At 61.2% G+C, this 15,783-nt stretch carries 16 protein-coding genes and 1 pseudogene; 7 read left to right on the top strand and 10 right to left on the bottom strand.

What is annotated here, in order from left to right; all coding sequences use genetic code 11:
• The first annotated feature begins 782 nt into the window (after positions 1–782).
• The 4 genes from VEJ16_17345 to cydX are packed head-to-tail and all read left to right on the top strand — an operon-like array spanning position 783 to position 3,811.
• A complete protein-coding gene (locus VEJ16_17345; protein ID HYB11429.1) occupies positions 783–959 on the top strand; it encodes a phosphoglycerate mutase in 177 nt (58 codons plus the stop codon).
• Between the two features lies 1 nt (position 960).
• Positions 961–2,523, top strand: coding sequence for a cytochrome ubiquinol oxidase subunit I (locus VEJ16_17340; protein HYB11428.1), 1,563 nt, complete (start codon positions 961–963; stop codon positions 2,521–2,523).
• A 10-nt stretch (positions 2,524–2,533) separates the two neighbouring features.
• Positions 2,534–3,679 carry a cytochrome d ubiquinol oxidase subunit II gene (gene cydB, locus VEJ16_17335; protein ID HYB11427.1) on the top strand — a complete coding sequence of 382 codons (1,146 nt, stop codon included), beginning with the start codon at positions 2,534–2,536 and terminating at the stop codon, positions 3,677–3,679.
• A 21-nt stretch (positions 3,680–3,700) separates the two neighbouring features.
• A complete protein-coding gene (cydX, locus tag VEJ16_17330; GenBank protein ID HYB11426.1) occupies positions 3,701–3,811 on the top strand; it encodes a cytochrome bd-I oxidase subunit CydX in 111 nt (36 codons plus the stop codon).
• Positions 3,812–3,966: 155 nt separating this feature from the next.
• Here the strand turns inward: cydX and rpsD are convergent.
• The 4 genes and pseudogenes from rpsD to VEJ16_17310 all read right to left on the bottom strand — a co-directional run bounded on the left by rpsD (position 3,967) and on the right by VEJ16_17310 (position 7,998).
• Positions 3,967–4,579 (bottom strand): annotated as a pseudogene (gene rpsD / locus VEJ16_17325) (30S ribosomal protein S4).
• A gap of 205 nt (positions 4,580–4,784) precedes the next feature.
• On the bottom strand, positions 4,785–5,522 hold the full coding sequence (locus tag VEJ16_17320; GenBank protein HYB11425.1) for an RNA methyltransferase: 738 nt from the start codon (positions 5,520–5,522) through the stop codon (positions 4,785–4,787).
• A gap of 66 nt (positions 5,523–5,588) precedes the next feature.
• Positions 5,589–7,175 (bottom strand): citramalate synthase, encoded by a 1,587-nt coding sequence (cimA, locus tag VEJ16_17315; GenBank protein HYB11424.1) that lies wholly within the window; start codon positions 7,173–7,175, stop codon positions 5,589–5,591.
• A 259-nt stretch (positions 7,176–7,434) separates the two neighbouring features.
• Positions 7,435–7,998 carry a DinB family protein gene (locus VEJ16_17310; protein HYB11423.1) on the bottom strand — a complete coding sequence of 188 codons (564 nt, stop codon included), beginning with the start codon at positions 7,996–7,998 and terminating at the stop codon, positions 7,435–7,437.
• A 192-nt stretch (positions 7,999–8,190) separates the two neighbouring features.
• On the opposite strand from VEJ16_17310, the gene VEJ16_17305 reads away from it, so the two are divergent.
• Entirely contained in the window at positions 8,191–8,646 is a 456-nt protein-coding gene (locus VEJ16_17305; GenBank protein HYB11422.1) for an SRPBCC family protein, read from the top strand.
• A 262-nt stretch (positions 8,647–8,908) separates the two neighbouring features.
• Here VEJ16_17305 and VEJ16_17300 read toward each other — a convergent pair whose 3' ends face one another.
• From VEJ16_17300 to VEJ16_17290, 3 genes are all read right to left on the bottom strand, one after another.
• Positions 8,909–9,157, bottom strand: a complete 249-nt coding sequence (locus tag VEJ16_17300; GenBank protein HYB11421.1) for a hypothetical protein — start codon at positions 9,155–9,157, stop codon at positions 8,909–8,911.
• A gap of 576 nt (positions 9,158–9,733) precedes the next feature.
• Entirely contained in the window at positions 9,734–10,249 is a 516-nt protein-coding gene (locus VEJ16_17295; protein ID HYB11420.1) for an FUSC family protein, read from the bottom strand.
• A 28-nt stretch (positions 10,250–10,277) separates the two neighbouring features.
• Positions 10,278–11,207: a hypothetical protein gene (locus VEJ16_17290; protein ID HYB11419.1), complete on the bottom strand. Its 930-nt coding sequence runs from the start codon at positions 11,205–11,207 to the stop codon at positions 10,278–10,280.
• A gap of 165 nt (positions 11,208–11,372) precedes the next feature.
• Between VEJ16_17290 and VEJ16_17285 the strand changes: the two genes are divergently transcribed.
• Complete coding sequence (locus VEJ16_17285; GenBank protein ID HYB11418.1) at positions 11,373–11,552, top strand: hypothetical protein; 180 nt, start codon at positions 11,373–11,375, stop codon at positions 11,550–11,552.
• Between the two features lie 285 nt (positions 11,553–11,837).
• Here the strand turns inward: VEJ16_17285 and VEJ16_17280 are convergent, their stop codons facing one another.
• The gene (locus VEJ16_17280; protein HYB11417.1) at positions 11,838–12,338 is read right to left on the bottom strand and encodes a DUF4189 domain-containing protein; all 501 of its coding nucleotides are present in this window, start codon (positions 12,336–12,338) and stop codon (positions 11,838–11,840) included.
• Positions 12,339–12,606: 268 nt separating this feature from the next.
• Between VEJ16_17280 and VEJ16_17275 the strand changes: the two genes are divergently transcribed.
• Entirely contained in the window at positions 12,607–12,942 is a 336-nt protein-coding gene (locus tag VEJ16_17275; GenBank protein ID HYB11416.1) for a PilZ domain-containing protein, read from the top strand.
• An 11-nt stretch (positions 12,943–12,953) separates the two neighbouring features.
• Here the strand turns inward: VEJ16_17275 and VEJ16_17270 are convergent, their stop codons facing one another.
• Both VEJ16_17270 and cysS read right to left on the bottom strand, forming a co-directional pair.
• Positions 12,954–14,189, bottom strand: coding sequence for an ABC transporter substrate-binding protein (locus tag VEJ16_17270; GenBank protein HYB11415.1), 1,236 nt, complete (start codon positions 14,187–14,189; stop codon positions 12,954–12,956).
• Positions 14,190–14,316: 127 nt separating this feature from the next.
• On the bottom strand, positions 14,317–15,720 hold the full coding sequence (gene cysS, locus VEJ16_17265; protein HYB11414.1) for a cysteine--tRNA ligase: 1,404 nt from the start codon (positions 15,718–15,720) through the stop codon (positions 14,317–14,319).
• Between the last annotated feature and the right edge of the window lie 63 nt (positions 15,721–15,783).

The following is a 15,783-nucleotide window of genomic DNA, read 5'->3' as shown; positions in this document are numbered from 1 at the left end:
GGCTCCAAATAAGGATTGGTTAGCACCGCTGACGAATTCCACCTCGCCAGCGCTTAGCTCGCGAACTTCAGGATTTGCGTTTGCTTCCATTGAGTGCGTCCTTTCTTTCCCTTAGCCATTTGACGATGCGCATCGGTGCGTTCATGGCTCGACGCCGCGTGGCGCGATTGCAGGCGGAACCCGACGTCGGCGATATCGCGATCCAACAAAAAACGATCCCTGCAAAGGCAACCCGAAGTATAAGAGTGCAATGGTGCCTTAGCCATAGAAAAACGATACACCTCGTATCAATATTGTTTTTCGATTTTCTCAATAGAGCCGCGAAAACGTTTTAAAGCGTCGACCGATATCGCTGATAGCTTATCTTTCTTGAAATATGTTATTAGTATTTTATTATATAATATTGTAATTGTGTAAAACGCTCGGAGCCGCCGCTGTCTGCTTGCTGTTGCGCGTCTGGACGTTCACATCCGCGCCAAAGGTCTCATCCCATAGCCGCGACTTGGATGACCGAGCCCTGACGCCGGTTGTCGGCACGGCAGAGAGGTCGTTTCTCGTGTCGCTTTGAATTCGAAATTCACTAGCGGGCCTCGCCCCCAAGGAGCGCGAATTTCGGATTTGCTACACAAGGCCGCAGATACGTCCCGGGGTTGCTCACCTCGGTTGAACAAAAAAATTCGCGCATTTTGGGCCGACTCGGAGATGGGTTCTCGCCTTGGGGATGCTTGCGGTTGTATGATGTCGACGGGGGAGAGTACCGTCCACATGGCCGGTCAAAAAACATGACGCATCGGGGCAGGACGCTTGCGTGCGAGATCGCCGCCGCCCTTGCGTTCAAGGTAATTGCGCTGATCCTGCTCTATTTCGCCTTCTTCGGCCCTTCCCATCGCGTCGACGCAACGACCGACCGCGTGGCGTCCAACGTCTTCGGCCAGAGCCTTGTCGAGAGGGGGGATTGACATGCCCGAGCTCGATGTCGTCCAGCTATCGCGGCTACAATTCGCGCTGACAGCCCTCTACCATTTCCTGTTCGTCCCGCTCACCATCGGCCTCTCGATTTTGCTCGCGATCATGGAAAGCGTTTACGTCATGACGAGGCGCACGATCTGGCGCGAGATGACGAAGTTTTGGGGCGTCCTGTTCGGCATCAATTTCGCGATGGGGGTCGCGACCGGCATCACCATGGAGTTCCAGTTCGGCACGAACTGGGCCTATTACGCCCATTACGTCGGCGATGTTTTCGGTGCACCCTTGGCGCTCGAGGGCCTCATGGCCTTCTTCCTCGAAGCGACGCTGGTCGGCCTCTTCTTCTTCGGCTGGAACCGGCTCTCCAGGATCGGGCATCTCACCGTGACGTGGCTCGTGGCGCTCGGCAGCAATTTCTCGGCCCTTTGGATCCTCATCGCCAATGCCTGGATGCAGAACCCCGTGGGGGCCCGCTTCAATCCGGCGACGCTGCGGATGGAAATCACGTCCTTCGGGGATGTGCTGTTCAATCCGGTCGCGCAGTCGAAATTCGTGCATACCGTGAGTGCCGGATACGTCACGGGTTCGATGTTCGTACTGTCGATCAGCGCATGGTATCTCCTTAGGGGCCGCCATGTGGCATTCGCCAAGCGCTCGATGACCGTCGCGGCGAGCTTTGGGCTCGCGTCGGCACTTTCGGTCGTCGTGCTCGGCGACGAAAGCGGTTACACCGCGACGCTCAACCAGAAAATGAAGATTGCCGCGATGGAGGCCATGTGGGAAACCGAAGACCCGCCCGCCAGTCTCCTGCTGTTCAGCATCCCCGACCAGGCGGCCCAAACCAACCGATATCAGGTTTCAATTCCGTGGCTGCTCGGCCTAATCGCCACGCGCTCGATCGACCAGCCCGTCCACGGCATCAAGCAGCTCGTCGCGTCCGGCGAAGCGCGCATCCGCAACGGCCTCATCGGCTACAAGCTTCTCGTGGACCTGCGCGCCCATCCAACGATTCCGTCCTCGGCCGCGATGGAACCGTATCTCCATGATCTGGGCTATGCGCTCCTTCTCAAGCGATATACGCCCGATATCCTGACCGCCACCGACGCACAGATCCATCAGGCGGCACTCGACACCGTCCCCGACGTGCTCGCACTTTTCTGGTCGTTCCGGCTGATGGTCGGCTGCGGATTCTATTTCATCGCCCTTTTTGCCCTTTCATTCTACCTCGCGTCGCGACGGCGACTCGAACGCAAATGGTTCCTGTGGCTCGCACTCTTGAGCCTGCCGATGCCGTGGCTCGCCGCCGAGGTCGGCTGGATCGTGGCCGAGTACGGCCGGCAGCCCTGGGTCGTCGAGGGCGTGCTGCCGACATTTCTCGCGGCGTCCAACGTTCCGGCCGGCAACGTAATCTTCAGCATCGCCGGCTTCGTGCTTTTCTATTCGACCTTGGCGATCGTCGATGTCTTTTTGCTGGTCAAATACATCCGCATCGGCCCCATGCATTCGAGCACACCATCCGTGCCCGCCGGGTCGATACTCGCCCCCGGCGGGGAGTGAGGAGAGCAACATGGTTCCGATCGATTACGGTCTTCTGCGGTTCATCTGGTGGGCGCTCCTTGGCTTGCTCCTGATCGCCTTCGCGGTCATGGACGGGTTCGATCTCGGTGCGGCCATGCTGCAGCCCTTCGTCGCCCGCACGGACAGCGAGCGGCGCGTGCTGGTCAACTCAATCGGTCCGGTGTGGGAGGGCAACCAGGTTTGGTTCATCCTCGGCGGCGGCGCTACTTTCGCCGCCTGGCCAGCCCTTTATGCGACGTCCTTCTCCGGGTTCTATATCGCGATGATCCTCGTCCTCGGCGCACTGATCCTGCGACCGGTCGCAATCGCGTTCCGTAGCAAGCTCGATGCGAGAGCGTGGCGGCGAACGTGGGATTGGTTGTTCTTCATCGCCGGAGTGGTGCCCTCGCTCGTGTTCGGCGTCGCATTCGGCAACCTCTTCCTCGGAGCGCCGTTCAAGTTCGACGATGCACTCAGGCCCGACTACACCGGCGGCTTCTTCGAATTGCTCGGCCCGTTTCCGGTCCTTTGCGGATTGACCAGCATCGCGATGCTCGCAATGCAAGGCGGCGCCTGGCTCGCGATCAAGGCGGACGGTATCGTCGCCGAGCGGGCGCGGGGTGCGGCCATTTCGGCGGCGGGGGCACTCGTCGCATTGTTTACGTTTGGCGGCCTATGGATCGCGTTTGGCATCGACGGCTACGTCATCCAAAGCCCGATCGATCCAAGCCTGCCGTCCAATCCGTTGGTGAAGACCGTCGCCCGGGAAACGGGCGCCTGGCTTCGCAATTACGGCATCCATCCTTGGCTTGCGGCCGCACCGGCCGTTGGCTATGCCGGGGCCATCCTCGCGGCGATCTTCCTGCGCGTGGGGCGCGACGTTCTCGCCTTCGTCGCCAGTAGCCTGGGTGTCGCCGGCGTGATTGCGACGGCGGGGTTCAGCCTTTTCCCGTTTCTGCTGCCGTCATCGACCGACCCCAGGAGCAGCCTCACCGTGTGGGATTCGTCGTCCAGCCCGACGACGCTATTTATTATGCTGATAGGCGCCGCGGTGTTCCTGCCCGCGATCGTCGCCTACACGGGTTGGGTATTCCATATCATGCGCGGGAAGGTGACCGCGAAGGAGATCGAGGGCGACGTGCACGAGCATTACTGATCTGAATCGGGAGACGCTTCGATGTGGTATTTTTCATGGATCCTCGGACTCGGCCTTGCCTGTTCGTTCGCGATTCTCAATGCCATGTGGCTCGAGGTCGACGAAACGAATGCGCCCCAGGCTAAAGCGTAATACCAACGGCTACGATCACCGACCGCTCGATTTTAGAGGAGACGCAGCAGAGCCCGTTGGTATAAGGCAAAGTCGGGTCAAGGCAAGTACCACCCTCCGTACTGGCTCCCTGGGGCACGGATGGAGCACGTCCCCACGCGCGGGAGCGGTCGGGCTCAGCGCGAATAGAACTCGACGACGAGGTTCGGTTCCATTTGCACGGGATAGGGGATGTCGGCGAGCTTGGGCCCGCGAACGAACTTGCCCTGCATCTTCTTGAAATCGACTTGGACATAATCGGGCACGTCGCGCTCGCCCGAGACGATCGATTCAAGCACCAGCGCCAGCTCGCGCGACTTCTCCTTGACCTCGACGATATCCTCGTCCTTGACCTGGTAGGATGCGACGGTCACGCGCCGGCCATTGACGCGAACATGGCCGTGGTTCACGAACTGGCGTGCTGCGAACACGCGGCACGAATTTCATGCGATAGACGACCGAGTCGAGGCGACGCTCGAGAAGCTGCACCAGGTGCTCGCCCGTGTCCCCGCGGCGGCGAATCGCCTCGAGGTAATAGCGGCGGAACTGCCGCTCGGTGATGTTGCCGTAATAGCCCTTGAGCTTTTGTTTGGCCGCAAGCTGCAAACCGTAATCCGAGGGCTTCTTGCGACGCTGGCCATGCTGGCCGGGGCCGTATTCGCGTTTGTTATAGGGACTCTTGGGCCGGCCCCAGAGATTGGCGCCGAGCCGTCGATTGATTTTGTATTTCGATTCCGCGCGCTTGGTCATTCCACTCTCGCTTTCGCGTTGTAAGGTTGTTGTTGTCCCGATAGGTCCAGCCTTGGCGAAGTCCAAGCGGACGGGGTCAAAATCCTCAGGAAACGGCCCACTTTCTCGGAAAGAGCCGCGGAGTATAGCCAGGAGCCTGCGTCTGTCAAATACTCGCTCGTGTGGCAAATCCTAAATTCGCCCTACCTGGGCCTCAGTCGTCCCCTCAAGCCTTGCGTGAACGCGCAGGCCGCTTGAATTTGGGCTCGACGAGGTTGGCGACGATGCCCCGGAAGGTCCGCACCTCCTGGGCCGTAAGTTCGGCCCGCTCGAGCGCGTTGCGGATATTGCGCATGACGGATGGGCGCTTTTCCTCGTTGCGGAGGAATCCGCATGCCACCAGCTCCGCCTCGAGGTGCGCGAAGAGGCCGAGGAGCTGGGCGCGATTGGCGCGCGGGCTCTTGCCAAGCGGTGTGTGTGACGCGGGAACCGTGCTGCCCGCCTGCCACCATTCATAAGCGACGATCAGTACCGCCTGCCCGAGATTGAGGGAGGCGAAGGCGGGGTTGAGCGGGGCCTGGATGACCGCATCGGCGAGCGATACGTGGTCGTTCTCGAGGCCCGCGCGTTCGGGCCCGAAGAGGATTCCGACACGCTCCCCTTTCGCGACCCGCTCGCGCGCGTCCTCGGCCGCTCGGCGCGGCGTCAGGACAGGCTTTACCATCTCACGCCGCCGCGCGGTCGTGGCGTAAAGCTGCTGCAGGCCGGCTGTTGCATCGGAAATGGCGTCGAAAATCATTGCCCGTTCCAGTACCGTGTCGGCGCCGGACGCCGCGGCTTTGGCCTTTGGGTTCGGCCAGCCGTCCCGTGGCCGGACGATGCGAAGATCCGTGAGCCCGCAATTGAGCATCGCGCGTGCGGCAAAGCCGATATTCTCGCCGAGCTGAGGCTCGACCAGGATCACCGTCGGCCCTCGGTGCCTCAATGGCTTTTGGCGCTTCGTTCGATCGGTGCCGGCCATGCCGCGATGCTATCGCTCGATCGCCCCGTCGCGGAACAGCTTGTAGACGATGCCATCGCCCAGTGCTTCGTAGGACGCCTCGATGATGTTGGGCGATATGCCGACCGTCGACCAGCGCGCGCCCTGGCCATCCGCACTTTCGATCATCACGCGCGTGACGGCGCGCGTCCCCTCGGTCGGCGTCAGGATGCGCACTTTGTAGTCGACGAGGCGCATGTCGGCGAGGTGCGGATAGTGCTTTGCGAGCGCCTTGCGCAGTGCGGTGTCGAGCGCGTCGACCGGCCCGTTTCCTTCTGCAACCTCCATGTGGGGATCGTCGCCCACGACGATCTTCACGACGGCCTGGGAGATCGTCACGATCTCGCCCTTGGCGTTCCAGCGCCGCTCCGTCTCGACGCGAAAGCTTTGCGTACGGAAGTAATGGGGCAGGCCGTCGAGCTCGCGCCGCGCCAAAAGCTCGAAGCTCGCTTCCGCACCATCGTAGGCGTAGCCCTGATATTCTTGTTCTTTCACCTTCTCGACGAGTTTCGACACCTTCGGATCGCCTGCATCTACCGCAAGGCCGATTTCGCGAAACCGTGCCAGGATATTCGACCGTCCTGCCTGGTCCGAGACGACGATGTGCCGCGCGTTGCCGACAAGCTCAGGCTGGACATGCTCGTAGCAAGTCGGGTCTTTTTCGACCGCCGAGACGTGTAGGCCGCCCTTGTGTGCGAAAGCACTCTCCCCGACATAGGGCGCATTCCGTCGCGGCGCCTGATTGAGCCGCTCGTCGAGAAGACGCGAGACGTGGGTCAGTTGCTTGAGACCGTCGCGCGAGACCCCGAGTTCGCATCCCATCTTGAGCACGAGCGTGGGGATCAGGGAGACGAGGTTGGCGTTCCCACAACGCTCGCCAAGACCGTTGAGGGTACCCTGGATTTGTCGCGCGCCCGCGCGCACGGCCGCAAGCGAGTTTGCGACGGCGTTGTCCGTGTCGTTGTGGCAGTGGATGCCGAGGCGTTCTCCGGGGATGCGCCCCGCGACATCGCGTACGATGCGCTCGACCTCATCGGGCAGCGTGCCGCCGTTCGTGTCGCAAAGGACGATCCACCGCGCACCGGCGGAACGGGCGGCCTCCACGCACTGAAGTGCATAGGATGCATTCGCCTTATAGCCGTCGAAGAAGTGCTCCGCATCGAACATCACTTCGTCGACCTTTGCGCACGCGTGCGCGACACTCTCGGCGATCATGCGGATATTCTCGTCAAGCGCCACGCCTAGCGCGGTCACCACATGGTGGTCCCAACTCTTGCCAACGAGGCAGACGGCCTTCGCCGGCGAGGCCAGAAGTGCTGAAAGTCCCGGATCGTTTGCCGCACTTCTGCCCGCACGGCGCGTCATACCGAAGGCGGCAAGCTTCGCGTGACGGAGTGCCGGGGGATTGGCGAAGAAGGCATCGTCAGTCGGATTGGCGCCGGGCCAACCACCCTCGACATAATCGATGCCGAGGCGGTCGAGCGCCGTCGCGATCGCGGCCTTGTCGACGGCCGAAAAATCGACACCTTGCGTCTGCCCGCCGTCGCGCAGCGTGCTGTCATAAAGGTAGATGCGCATTCCCACCCATTCCGTCCGCCGTGCCCGCCAGAGGTGCCGAACGTTGCCATGAAAGGCCGCGCCAAGTCAAAGACTTGGCACTGTTCCCGCCGGATAGGTCCGGGCGCTTTGTCGCATCCAGCACTTTTCGGCGCGATGTGCTGGAGCACCGGGGTCAACTGTGCTGAGTCTGTTTTGGCTGATTAGCGCAGAACGGCCAGTGGGCCTCATTTTGGGTCCGCGCGAGGTAATGATGGCCTTCTCGTGCGCCCAAGGGACTCTATTCTCGCCGCCTCGGCCTGCGTTCGGGGGCGCTGAAGTCGCCGCCCTGGTTCTTGATCATGCTGAGCCCGCTCTCGCGCTGGAAGACCAGCAGGTCCAAGGACGGCGCCTCGTCCATAATTCTTGTGAGGATCGCGTGCGCCTGCCCGCGATGGTGGGTCTGGTGATTGAAGAAATGGAGAAGAAGCGGGGCCAATTTCTGCTCGAGTTCCGCAGGCGAGCGCGTCGAGCGGTAGAGGATCGTGCCGGCAAGCGTCGCCTCGTCGAGCCGCGAGATGTAGGCGATGACGCGTGCGTCCTCGGTGCGCCGCGCCTCGAGGAGCGAGCCGAAGTCGTCGTAGAGGATGGACTCGAGGGCTTTGGGCACCTCGCCCTCGCCCGTGAAGCGGTGCATCCAAATACGGTCTCCCACGAGGAGATGGTTGAGCGTGCCGTGGAGTGAAGAAAAGAAGACGCCGTGATCGGCGCGGTACTCGCGCTCTGGCACGAGTGCCGCGGCGGCATATAGTCGCTCGTTCGCCCAGGCATTATAGGCTGCGAGCATCTCAAAGAGCGGTTTCACGGATGACTCCATCGATCCTCAAGCGGTAAATTTTCGAAGGCTGCCTCATCGCTTCGACTGATCATTTGCCGAAAACGCTGCGACAATAGCGCAAGCGACCCCCGCGGGTCTAATCTCCCGGAGACCACAACACCGCCCCCCAACCGTCTTCCACCGAAGGCAGAGCAACCATCTCAGCCATGGAGGAGACCGATGCAAGAGGCCCTCGTCGTCCGCCGCGAGACGCACATTCCAGCGCCGCCCGCCGCGGTGTTCGCACTCCTGACCGACCCGCAGATGATCCTGCGCTGGATAGGGACGGAAGCACAGCTTGAGCCGCGGCCCGGCGGTCTTTACCTCGTCAACGTCACAGGCGCTCGCTTCGCCCGCGGCACCTTCCGCGAGGTGGTGCCGGTGCACCGCTTGGCCTACAGCTTTGGCTGGGACGATAGCGAGGTCGTGCCACCCGGGTCTAGTCTGGTCGAGATCGACCTGATCGAGCGGACGGATGGAACGTTGCTGCGCCTGACCCACACTGGCCTGCCCAGTGCCGAGCAATGCGCCGGACATGCGGAAGGTTGGGCCCATTACTTCGACCGGCTAGCGGAGGTTGCTGCGGGACGCGACCCGGGCCCGGATCCCTGGCACGGTCGCACCGGTCCGGAGTGACCGAGTTCCGCTCCAGATTCGGCACTTCATTTGAACCTAACGCATCGCGAGACGGGCCATGCGAACGCCCGAGGCCGAAGGCGTCGCGCACAGCGAACAACCAGTCACCTCAAAGTGACTTGCGGCCGCCTGTAAAACATCCCCTCAAGCGGTGGGATGACGATAACCTCGCCCCGTCTTTCATCCCATGGTCAGCCTGGTTTTTGTGTTCTCTCGTCGCAGAAAAATATGCACGCGAGACGCAGGGGGTCTGAACGATACCCTACATCTTTCCCGCGCCGTGGCCGCCACCGCCCATACCGCCACCACCTGAACCGGAGCCACCAGCACCGCCACCTGCGCCACCACCCGATCCGGCGCCACCAGCACCGCCACCTCCCGTGCCGCCACCGCCCTGGTCGTTAAATGCAATGACCCCTGCGTTACCATATGTGAGGTTGTTCTGCGGTAAGACCCAACCGCTGACCGATAAAAGAATAGCCGTAAGCACGATATTCCGAAGTGTCGGCATGACCATCTCCTTCAATCTGACTGAGTGGCATGACTTCCGTAAGATTTCTGCCGAATCCCAAATGGGTGCAGGTCGGTACGCATATAAAATATGTCAGGCTCCGCACACTTACATATTTGTTAGTTCGATAAATTTCGCGTGAGAATCGCGTGGTCATGCAGTTGTAATTCGGCATTACTCGGTTGCGATTGACGCACTCGCGTGGCGAATCCGAAATTCGCCACATTAGGGGGCGGGATCGGGAGCGAAATTCGGATTCAAAGCACAATCGTGCGTTCTGACCGACAAATGATTCCTGACTTCTCCATTCGTGTGGATGCCCGGGGCAAGCCCGACCGTGACGGTTATGGGCTATTTTGCGCAGAGGCCGGTGCGCCAAAATCTAAATCGAACAGCCCTGGACTTCTTCCTTCGTCATGCCCGGGCGTGACCCGGGCATCCATGTGTTTCTACCCAAAAGAGAATGAATCATCAGACTCAGCGTACTCACACGAGGTTGTCTTCCGTGTGGTATTCGGATTTGAAGTTCCTAAACGCGGATGCCACGAAAATGCTAGGAACTTGAAATCCACCACACTAGTTCGAGGCGTTGTTGTTCATTGGCCAGAGGTGCGAACAGAGCCATGTGACGAGAAGACCGATCACGCAGCCCATGATGACCTCGCCGACCTTCTGTAGGCCATCCTCGATGCCGCTTAGCTTCGAGTGCTGGGTCAAGCCGGAAGCGATTACGAGAGCCGCATTGATCGGCGCCTGCCGCCACATGGTCTGGATGCGCACGACGTAGGACGAGACAAGCACGGCGATCGATATGGCAACTGGCACCTTCCATTCGTTCGTTCCGCCGATGGCCAAAACCGCCAGGCCGACCGCGCAGCCGACAAGCACGTTGATGATCCGGGCGCGGAACATTCGCACGGCGTTCTTTACCACCGGCTCGCTCGCCGCGATCATCGATGCAATAGCCCAAATCGGGTTCGCATCGGCCAAGAACCGCAGCAGAAACCACAGGATGCTCGCGCCAATGAAGACGTTAAGGGCGAAGCGAACGCCGAGCAGGTTGTCTTCCTGAAAACGCGCGAGCAGTTTCATCGAGGCCGGTCCGACACGGGTTGGTTGCCTATTCAAGCGCCTGCCTCGGGTCGCCGCGCAAACGGTATACCATGCCGGTCTTTGTGGTGCTGAGGTCCAGGCCGTCGCGATCGGCTTGCTGAAGTGCTATGAAGAAGGCGCGCGCCCTTTCGAGGGCCTTGTCGTGGAGCGCATCGCGACGCTTGAACTTCGCCTGGAATGCGAATTCGCCGCAGAGTGGGCGATGCATACCGCGCTCGCGCCACAGAGCTATGTTCGCTTTCGCTGTGACGCCCTTGCCGAAATCGAGCATGCCGAGATCCTGTAGCACCTCTTCGACGATCGTTTGATTCACAAGCTGGACGTAGTCTCGCGATTTACTTAGGTGCGTGAGGCAAGGAAAGATCTTGGCCAGCGTCGCCATCGACGTCCGTTCGCCTTCCGGCAATTGGCTCAGACCGAACTGAACGTTGTGCGAGAACAGCAGTCGGTAGCCGCCGACCTCTCCCTTGAGTGGCAGTGCCTCGGACTTGAACTTGATCCGATATTTGCCGGGGACGTTCGGCCGCACGTCAAGCGATGCGGCAGCCTGGGCCTCGGGATGCCGGAACTTGAACACGATCTCGGGTTCTCCGGCAGGGAATCCCAGCTCGTAACGGATGCGTCGGCGCAAGATGAAGGCGTTGTAGTAGAGCTGAAAATCGGGCGTATCGAGGAACAGCACCTCGCGGATCTGCGGCCTCAGTGCGACGCCCACGCCGTCGCAGACAATGCCGCATTTCTTCGCCACGTTGCGGATCATCGCGCCATACTCGAGGAATGCCTGAGCGGCGGTAAAGCGATCGGGCTTCAGAATCAGCTTACATTCGAGGTAGTTGACCTCGTCCAGCGGATGGCCGTCACTGTACTCTCCCGGAGGTAGGCGGGGAACAAGTGCCGGCAGCACCTTCGCCACCGTGTCAGATGGTGCCGGCTCCACTTCAGAAGGCGCCGGCTCCGCTACGGCTACCGCCAAATAGCGTCGAAGCGATGCGATATTGGCTTTGGTATAATTTGGATCGGTCGGAAGCGTTGTTGTTAAGTTTCGGTCATTTGGTGGAGTTGCCGCACGCGCCGCCAGGTTCCGGGCCGATCCGTATGCGCCATGAAAAAGGTCTCTAATTGCATCCAGCAAATATACGCGCTCCCAAAGATCGGGCTCGCGGCCATCACTCTGGATTGCTGTTATCCTACGCTCGATATCGGCCACGGCGTGCGCCTTCTCGTCTCTTGGCATCTGCGGGATTTCCTCATTGGCCATGGCCTTGGCTCCCACCCCAATTAACGCTCTGCAACATATTAGTGACTTAAATATCAAGGAGCGCTGTCCGTTGTGTGACGCTTTCGCGTCAAGCCGACCCGATGCGGCAGGCATTGCGGTGCGAGTGCCCTTCCTCGCGCCGCGGTCGCCGGCGGGGCTTTTGTTTGGGCGTGCGAAGGAAATGCAGGCCGTCTTTCGCGCAGGCTTTCCCTTGTCTCCATCGAAACTCCGAGCGCGGCGATCCAGCGTACTAGGACAACGCACTCGAGTGCGCGTTCAGGCTCAGCGAGAAGACGAATGCGTCGCGTGTCAAGGAAGAGAACAAGCCGATACTTCCATTACGCAACCATCGCCATACTGGCGCGCGCAGTCGGCCATTGCAGCACCCTCGGCTTTACCGCGCGTGGCGGCGTAGGCGGTCGCGAACACGCCCTTGTCCTCCACCGCCGCGAGTGCCGCACAGGTATTGTAGAAGTGGTAGACGACTTTGCAGTCGTCGCCGTTCGGCTTGCATCCTTCGAGCGCGACCCGGGCGGCAGCGTCGGCACTGTCCTGGTTATAGGAGAAACCCCACGCCGTGCTTTCCGTCCCATAAGCGAGGGCGCCGTAGGCGGTGGTCGTCTTCGACCGCTGCGGAGGGCAACGCAACACGCAGTCGTTCCGGAGCGATTGCCAATTGTTGGGGTTGGTCAGCGGATTATAAAACGACGAGCAATTGCTGATGCAGTCCGCTCGAACCGGCTCAAGCGGTGCGGTGCCGACGAGAGCAAAGCCGAATACCGGAACGACGATCATCCAGCGGTGTCTCACGGGCCCCCCTCCGCGAGCGGCACGGGGGTCTCGCCGTGCCCCCATTATCGCCCCCTATCTGTCTGAACGAGCGCCGGCCTAAGGTAATCAAGGACATTGGTCTGCACAGACAAATACACGGAAATACAGGATAGATCAATGAAACCATTGTAGTTTCATGCTTAGTTTGCGATTTTCGGCAGAATAAAGTCGATGGAATTTTAAGCGTTTATTAGCCCATTTTGCACATGATGTCCCTTCGGTCGGGCAATAGTCGATGGCGGCTTAGATGGCGGGACTGAGTGAAATCCTGAATCTTTCCAGATGGCGCAAGGATCGGCGCACTCACCCGCGCACGGAGTTGCCCACGCTCATGCTCATTGCCTCATGGCGCCGCTTCGAGGCGAAGGACTGGTCCCTCGGGGGCTGCCTGATCGAAGCGTCCCCCGGTGCGTTCAAGGTGGGTGATCGCATCGAGGGGAAAATCGAGATTCGCGGCTCGAGCGAGCGTGGCGAGTTTCTTGCCGAGGTCGTGCGCGCACAGGATTCGGGCGAGTTCGGCCTGCGCTGGCTCGAGGTCTCGGTCAATCTCTTCGCCGAGATGGCAAGCGTCAGAATGGGCTGAGCCCAATTCGGCTATTTGCCCTCCACGAGCGGGCATCCGCCCGCCTCGATCGGCCGGAAGGCGTCTTGCGCGGGGATCGTTTCGACGAGCTTGTAATAGTCCCACGCACCCTTCGATTCCTCCGGCCGTTTTACCTGGAATAGATACATTGGGTGGAGCGCTCGGCCGTCGGCACGGATCGAGCCGGGCCCGAAAAGCGGATCGTTCGTCGCCATCGCCTTCATCGCCGCAACGACCCGCCGGCCGTCGTCGCTTCGATTAACCGCAAGCGCCTTGAGATAGTGAAGAGTCGCGGCGTAAGCGCCGGCCTGAAGTGCGGTCGGCATCCGGCTGTCGTGGAGCGTTGCGAAGCGCTGGCTCCAATCGCGGGTCTCAGGGCTCAGGTTCCAGTAAAACGGCTCTGCCAAATAGACTCCCTGGGCCGCCTTGAGGCCGATTGCGTGCACATCGGTGATTTCGGTTGCAAGCCCGGCCAATGCCTGACCGCCCGAACCGACACCATGCTCGGCCGCCTGCCGGATCGCGTTGTGAATGTTGGCGCCGGTGACCGCCAAGCCGATCGCCTTCGCGTGCGAACCTTGCGCCGAAAGCACCGCCGGCGAGAAGTCGGGATAGTCGAACGGCGTGCGCACATCGCCGACAACGGTGCCACTGGATTTTTCGATTGCCGCGCGCGCGTCGCGCTCGAGCGCCAAGCCAACCCGGTGGTCTCCCGTGATGAAGAACCAACTATCGTCGCCGAGTTTCAGAAGGCCGCGCGTCGTAGCCGTCGCGACGGCCCACGCATCGAGCGTCCAATGCACGGTATTGGGCGAGCAAGCGCTGCCGGTCAGTTCCTCGGTCGTCGGTGCGGTCGCAAGCAAGACCTTGTTGCGCTCGCGCACGACCTCATTGACGGCGAGTGCGACCGGCGACACCGCGACATCGACCACGACATCGACACCTTGATTGTCGAGCCATTCGCGCGCGATCTCAGCACCTATCTCGGACTTGTCCTGGTGATCGGCCGAGACGACTTCGATCGGCATGCCGGCGACAGCGCCGCCGAAATCCTCAACCGCCATCCGCACGGCGACGATCGATCCTTCGCCGGCCGCATCGGAGGCAAAGCCCGAGAGATCGGTCAGCACGCCGATCCGTACGTTGCCCTTGGCGACTTCGGCGGACGGAACTGACGGGAAAACAGAGATCGATACCAGGAGCGCAGCAATCCACTCGCACGCGCGCCGCCGCAGCACCCTCTTCATTCGCCCCCTTTTGCCCGGACTTCTTCGCCGGTCCCGGCTTCGATCGGCTTTCGCCTTTGCACGCAGCATATCAAGGCAGATCGCAGAAAGCGAAGGGCATTGGATCGGGAGAAGGGGTCGGCCAACGCTATCCGGCCCGCCGCCACGTGGTTCCACGCGGTGTGTCTTCAAGCAAGATCCCGCGCGCCAAGAGATCGCCTCGAATGCGATCGGCCTCGGCAAAATCCTTCGCCTTCCTCGCGGCATTTCTCGCGGCGATCAGGGATTCGATCTCGGCGGCCTCCTGGTTCCCACCATGGCCGACCTGGCCCTTGAACCATGCCTCCGGGTCCTGGCTCAGAAACCCCAGGAGACGACCACCGGCGAGAAGTGCCGCGCACAATTTTGCCTGTTCGGTCCGGCGGCCGTCTTTGTTGGCAATGTTGAGTTCGCCGGCAATCTCGTGCAGCCGTGCCAATGCCAAGGGCGTGTTCAAATCGTCGTCGAGTGCTTCGAGAACCTCAGCTTGCGTGTCGGTCGTCGCGAGCGGCACGCCGGCCGCGGCAACACCTCTAAGCGCACCGTAGAATCGATCGAGCTGCTGCCTTGCCTGGAGAACCACTTGGTCGGTGAAGTCGAGCGGCTGGCGGTAGTGGGCGCCAAGGAGGACGAGACGGAGCACCTCGCCGGGGATACCCTGCTCGAGAAGCTCGCGCACCGTCCTGTGGTTGCCGAGCGATTTCGACATCTTCTCGCCATTCACCATGACCCAGCCGTTATGTACCCAAACCCGCGCGAACGGCTTGCGGTGAACGGACTCGCTCTGCGCGATTTCGTTTTCATGGTGCGGAAAGACGAGATCGAGGCCGCCTCCGTGAATGTCGAACGTCTCGCCGAGGTGCACTTCGCTCATCGCCGAGCATTCGATGTGCCATCCAGGCCGGCCGCGGCCCCAGGGGCTCTCCCAACCGGGCTGGTCCTCGCTTGACGGTTTCCACAGCACGAAATCGGCGGGATCGCGCTTGTAGGGAGCGACCTCGACACGGGCGCCGTCGATCTGCTCCTGCCGATCACGGCCGGAAAGCTTGCCGTAATCAGGATCGGAAGGGATATAGAAGAGGACGTGCCCGTCGGCGGCATAAGCGTGCCCACCGACGATGAGGCGCTCGATCATCGAGATCATCTCGCGAACGTGCTCGGTGGCACGCGGCTCGCGGGTCGGCGGCAAGGCGCCCAGTGCCGCCATGTCCGCGTGAAACGCCATCGTCGTGCGGCGCGTCAGCATCTCGATCGGCTCGCCACTCTCGCGCGCGCCATCGATGATCTTGTCATCGATATCCGTGATGTTGCGGACGTAAACGACGCGCTCGACCCCGTAATGCAGGCGCAGCACGCGAAAGAGCAAATCGAACACAACGACCATTCGCCCGTTGCCGATATGCGCGAAATCGTAGACCGTCGGGCCGCAGGCATAGAGCCGCACCCGCGCCGGGTCGATTGGCGTGAAGACTTCCCTTTTGCGGCTCAGCGTGTTGTAGAGAACGAGCGGCACGGCGGTTCCCCGGAGGAATGAGTCGAAATCAAGCGGCTAGTCGTAGCAAATACGGCATCGGCG

The organism is Alphaproteobacteria bacterium, assembly GCA_035625915.1.
Lineage (GTDB): Bacteria > Pseudomonadota > Alphaproteobacteria > JACZXZ01 > JACZXZ01 > DATDHA01.
Note: the sequence above shows the minus strand (reverse complement) of the source record. Positions and strands in the feature narration are given on the sequence as shown.

What these genes read in the sequence shown, in the direction of transcription:
- VEJ16_17345 (HYB11429.1), top strand. Translation starts at nt 783, where the DNA reads ATGACGCATCGGGGCAGGACGCTTGCGTGCGAGATCGCCGCCGCCCTT.
- VEJ16_17340 (HYB11428.1), top strand. Translation starts at nt 961, where the DNA reads ATGCCCGAGCTCGATGTCGTCCAGCTATCGCGGCTACAATTCGCGCTG.
- cydB (HYB11427.1), top strand. Translation starts at nt 2,534, where the DNA reads ATGGTTCCGATCGATTACGGTCTTCTGCGGTTCATCTGGTGGGCGCTC.
- cydX (HYB11426.1), top strand. Translation starts at nt 3,701, where the DNA reads ATGTGGTATTTTTCATGGATCCTCGGACTCGGCCTTGCCTGTTCGTTC.
- cimA (HYB11424.1), bottom strand. Translation starts at nt 7,175, where the DNA reads ATGCGCATCTACCTTTATGACAGCACGCTGCGCGACGGCGGGCAGACG.
- VEJ16_17305 (HYB11422.1), top strand. Translation starts at nt 8,191, where the DNA reads ATGCAAGAGGCCCTCGTCGTCCGCCGCGAGACGCACATTCCAGCGCCG.
- VEJ16_17300 (HYB11421.1), bottom strand. Translation starts at nt 9,157, where the DNA reads ATGCCGACACTTCGGAATATCGTGCTTACGGCTATTCTTTTATCGGTC.
- VEJ16_17295 (HYB11420.1), bottom strand. Translation starts at nt 10,249, where the DNA reads ATGAAACTGCTCGCGCGTTTTCAGGAAGACAACCTGCTCGGCGTTCGC.
- VEJ16_17285 (HYB11418.1), top strand. Translation starts at nt 11,373, where the DNA reads ATGAAAAAGGTCTCTAATTGCATCCAGCAAATATACGCGCTCCCAAAG.
- VEJ16_17275 (HYB11416.1), top strand. Translation starts at nt 12,607, where the DNA reads ATGGCGGGACTGAGTGAAATCCTGAATCTTTCCAGATGGCGCAAGGAT.
- VEJ16_17270 (HYB11415.1), bottom strand. Translation starts at nt 14,189, where the DNA reads ATGAAGAGGGTGCTGCGGCGGCGCGCGTGCGAGTGGATTGCTGCGCTC.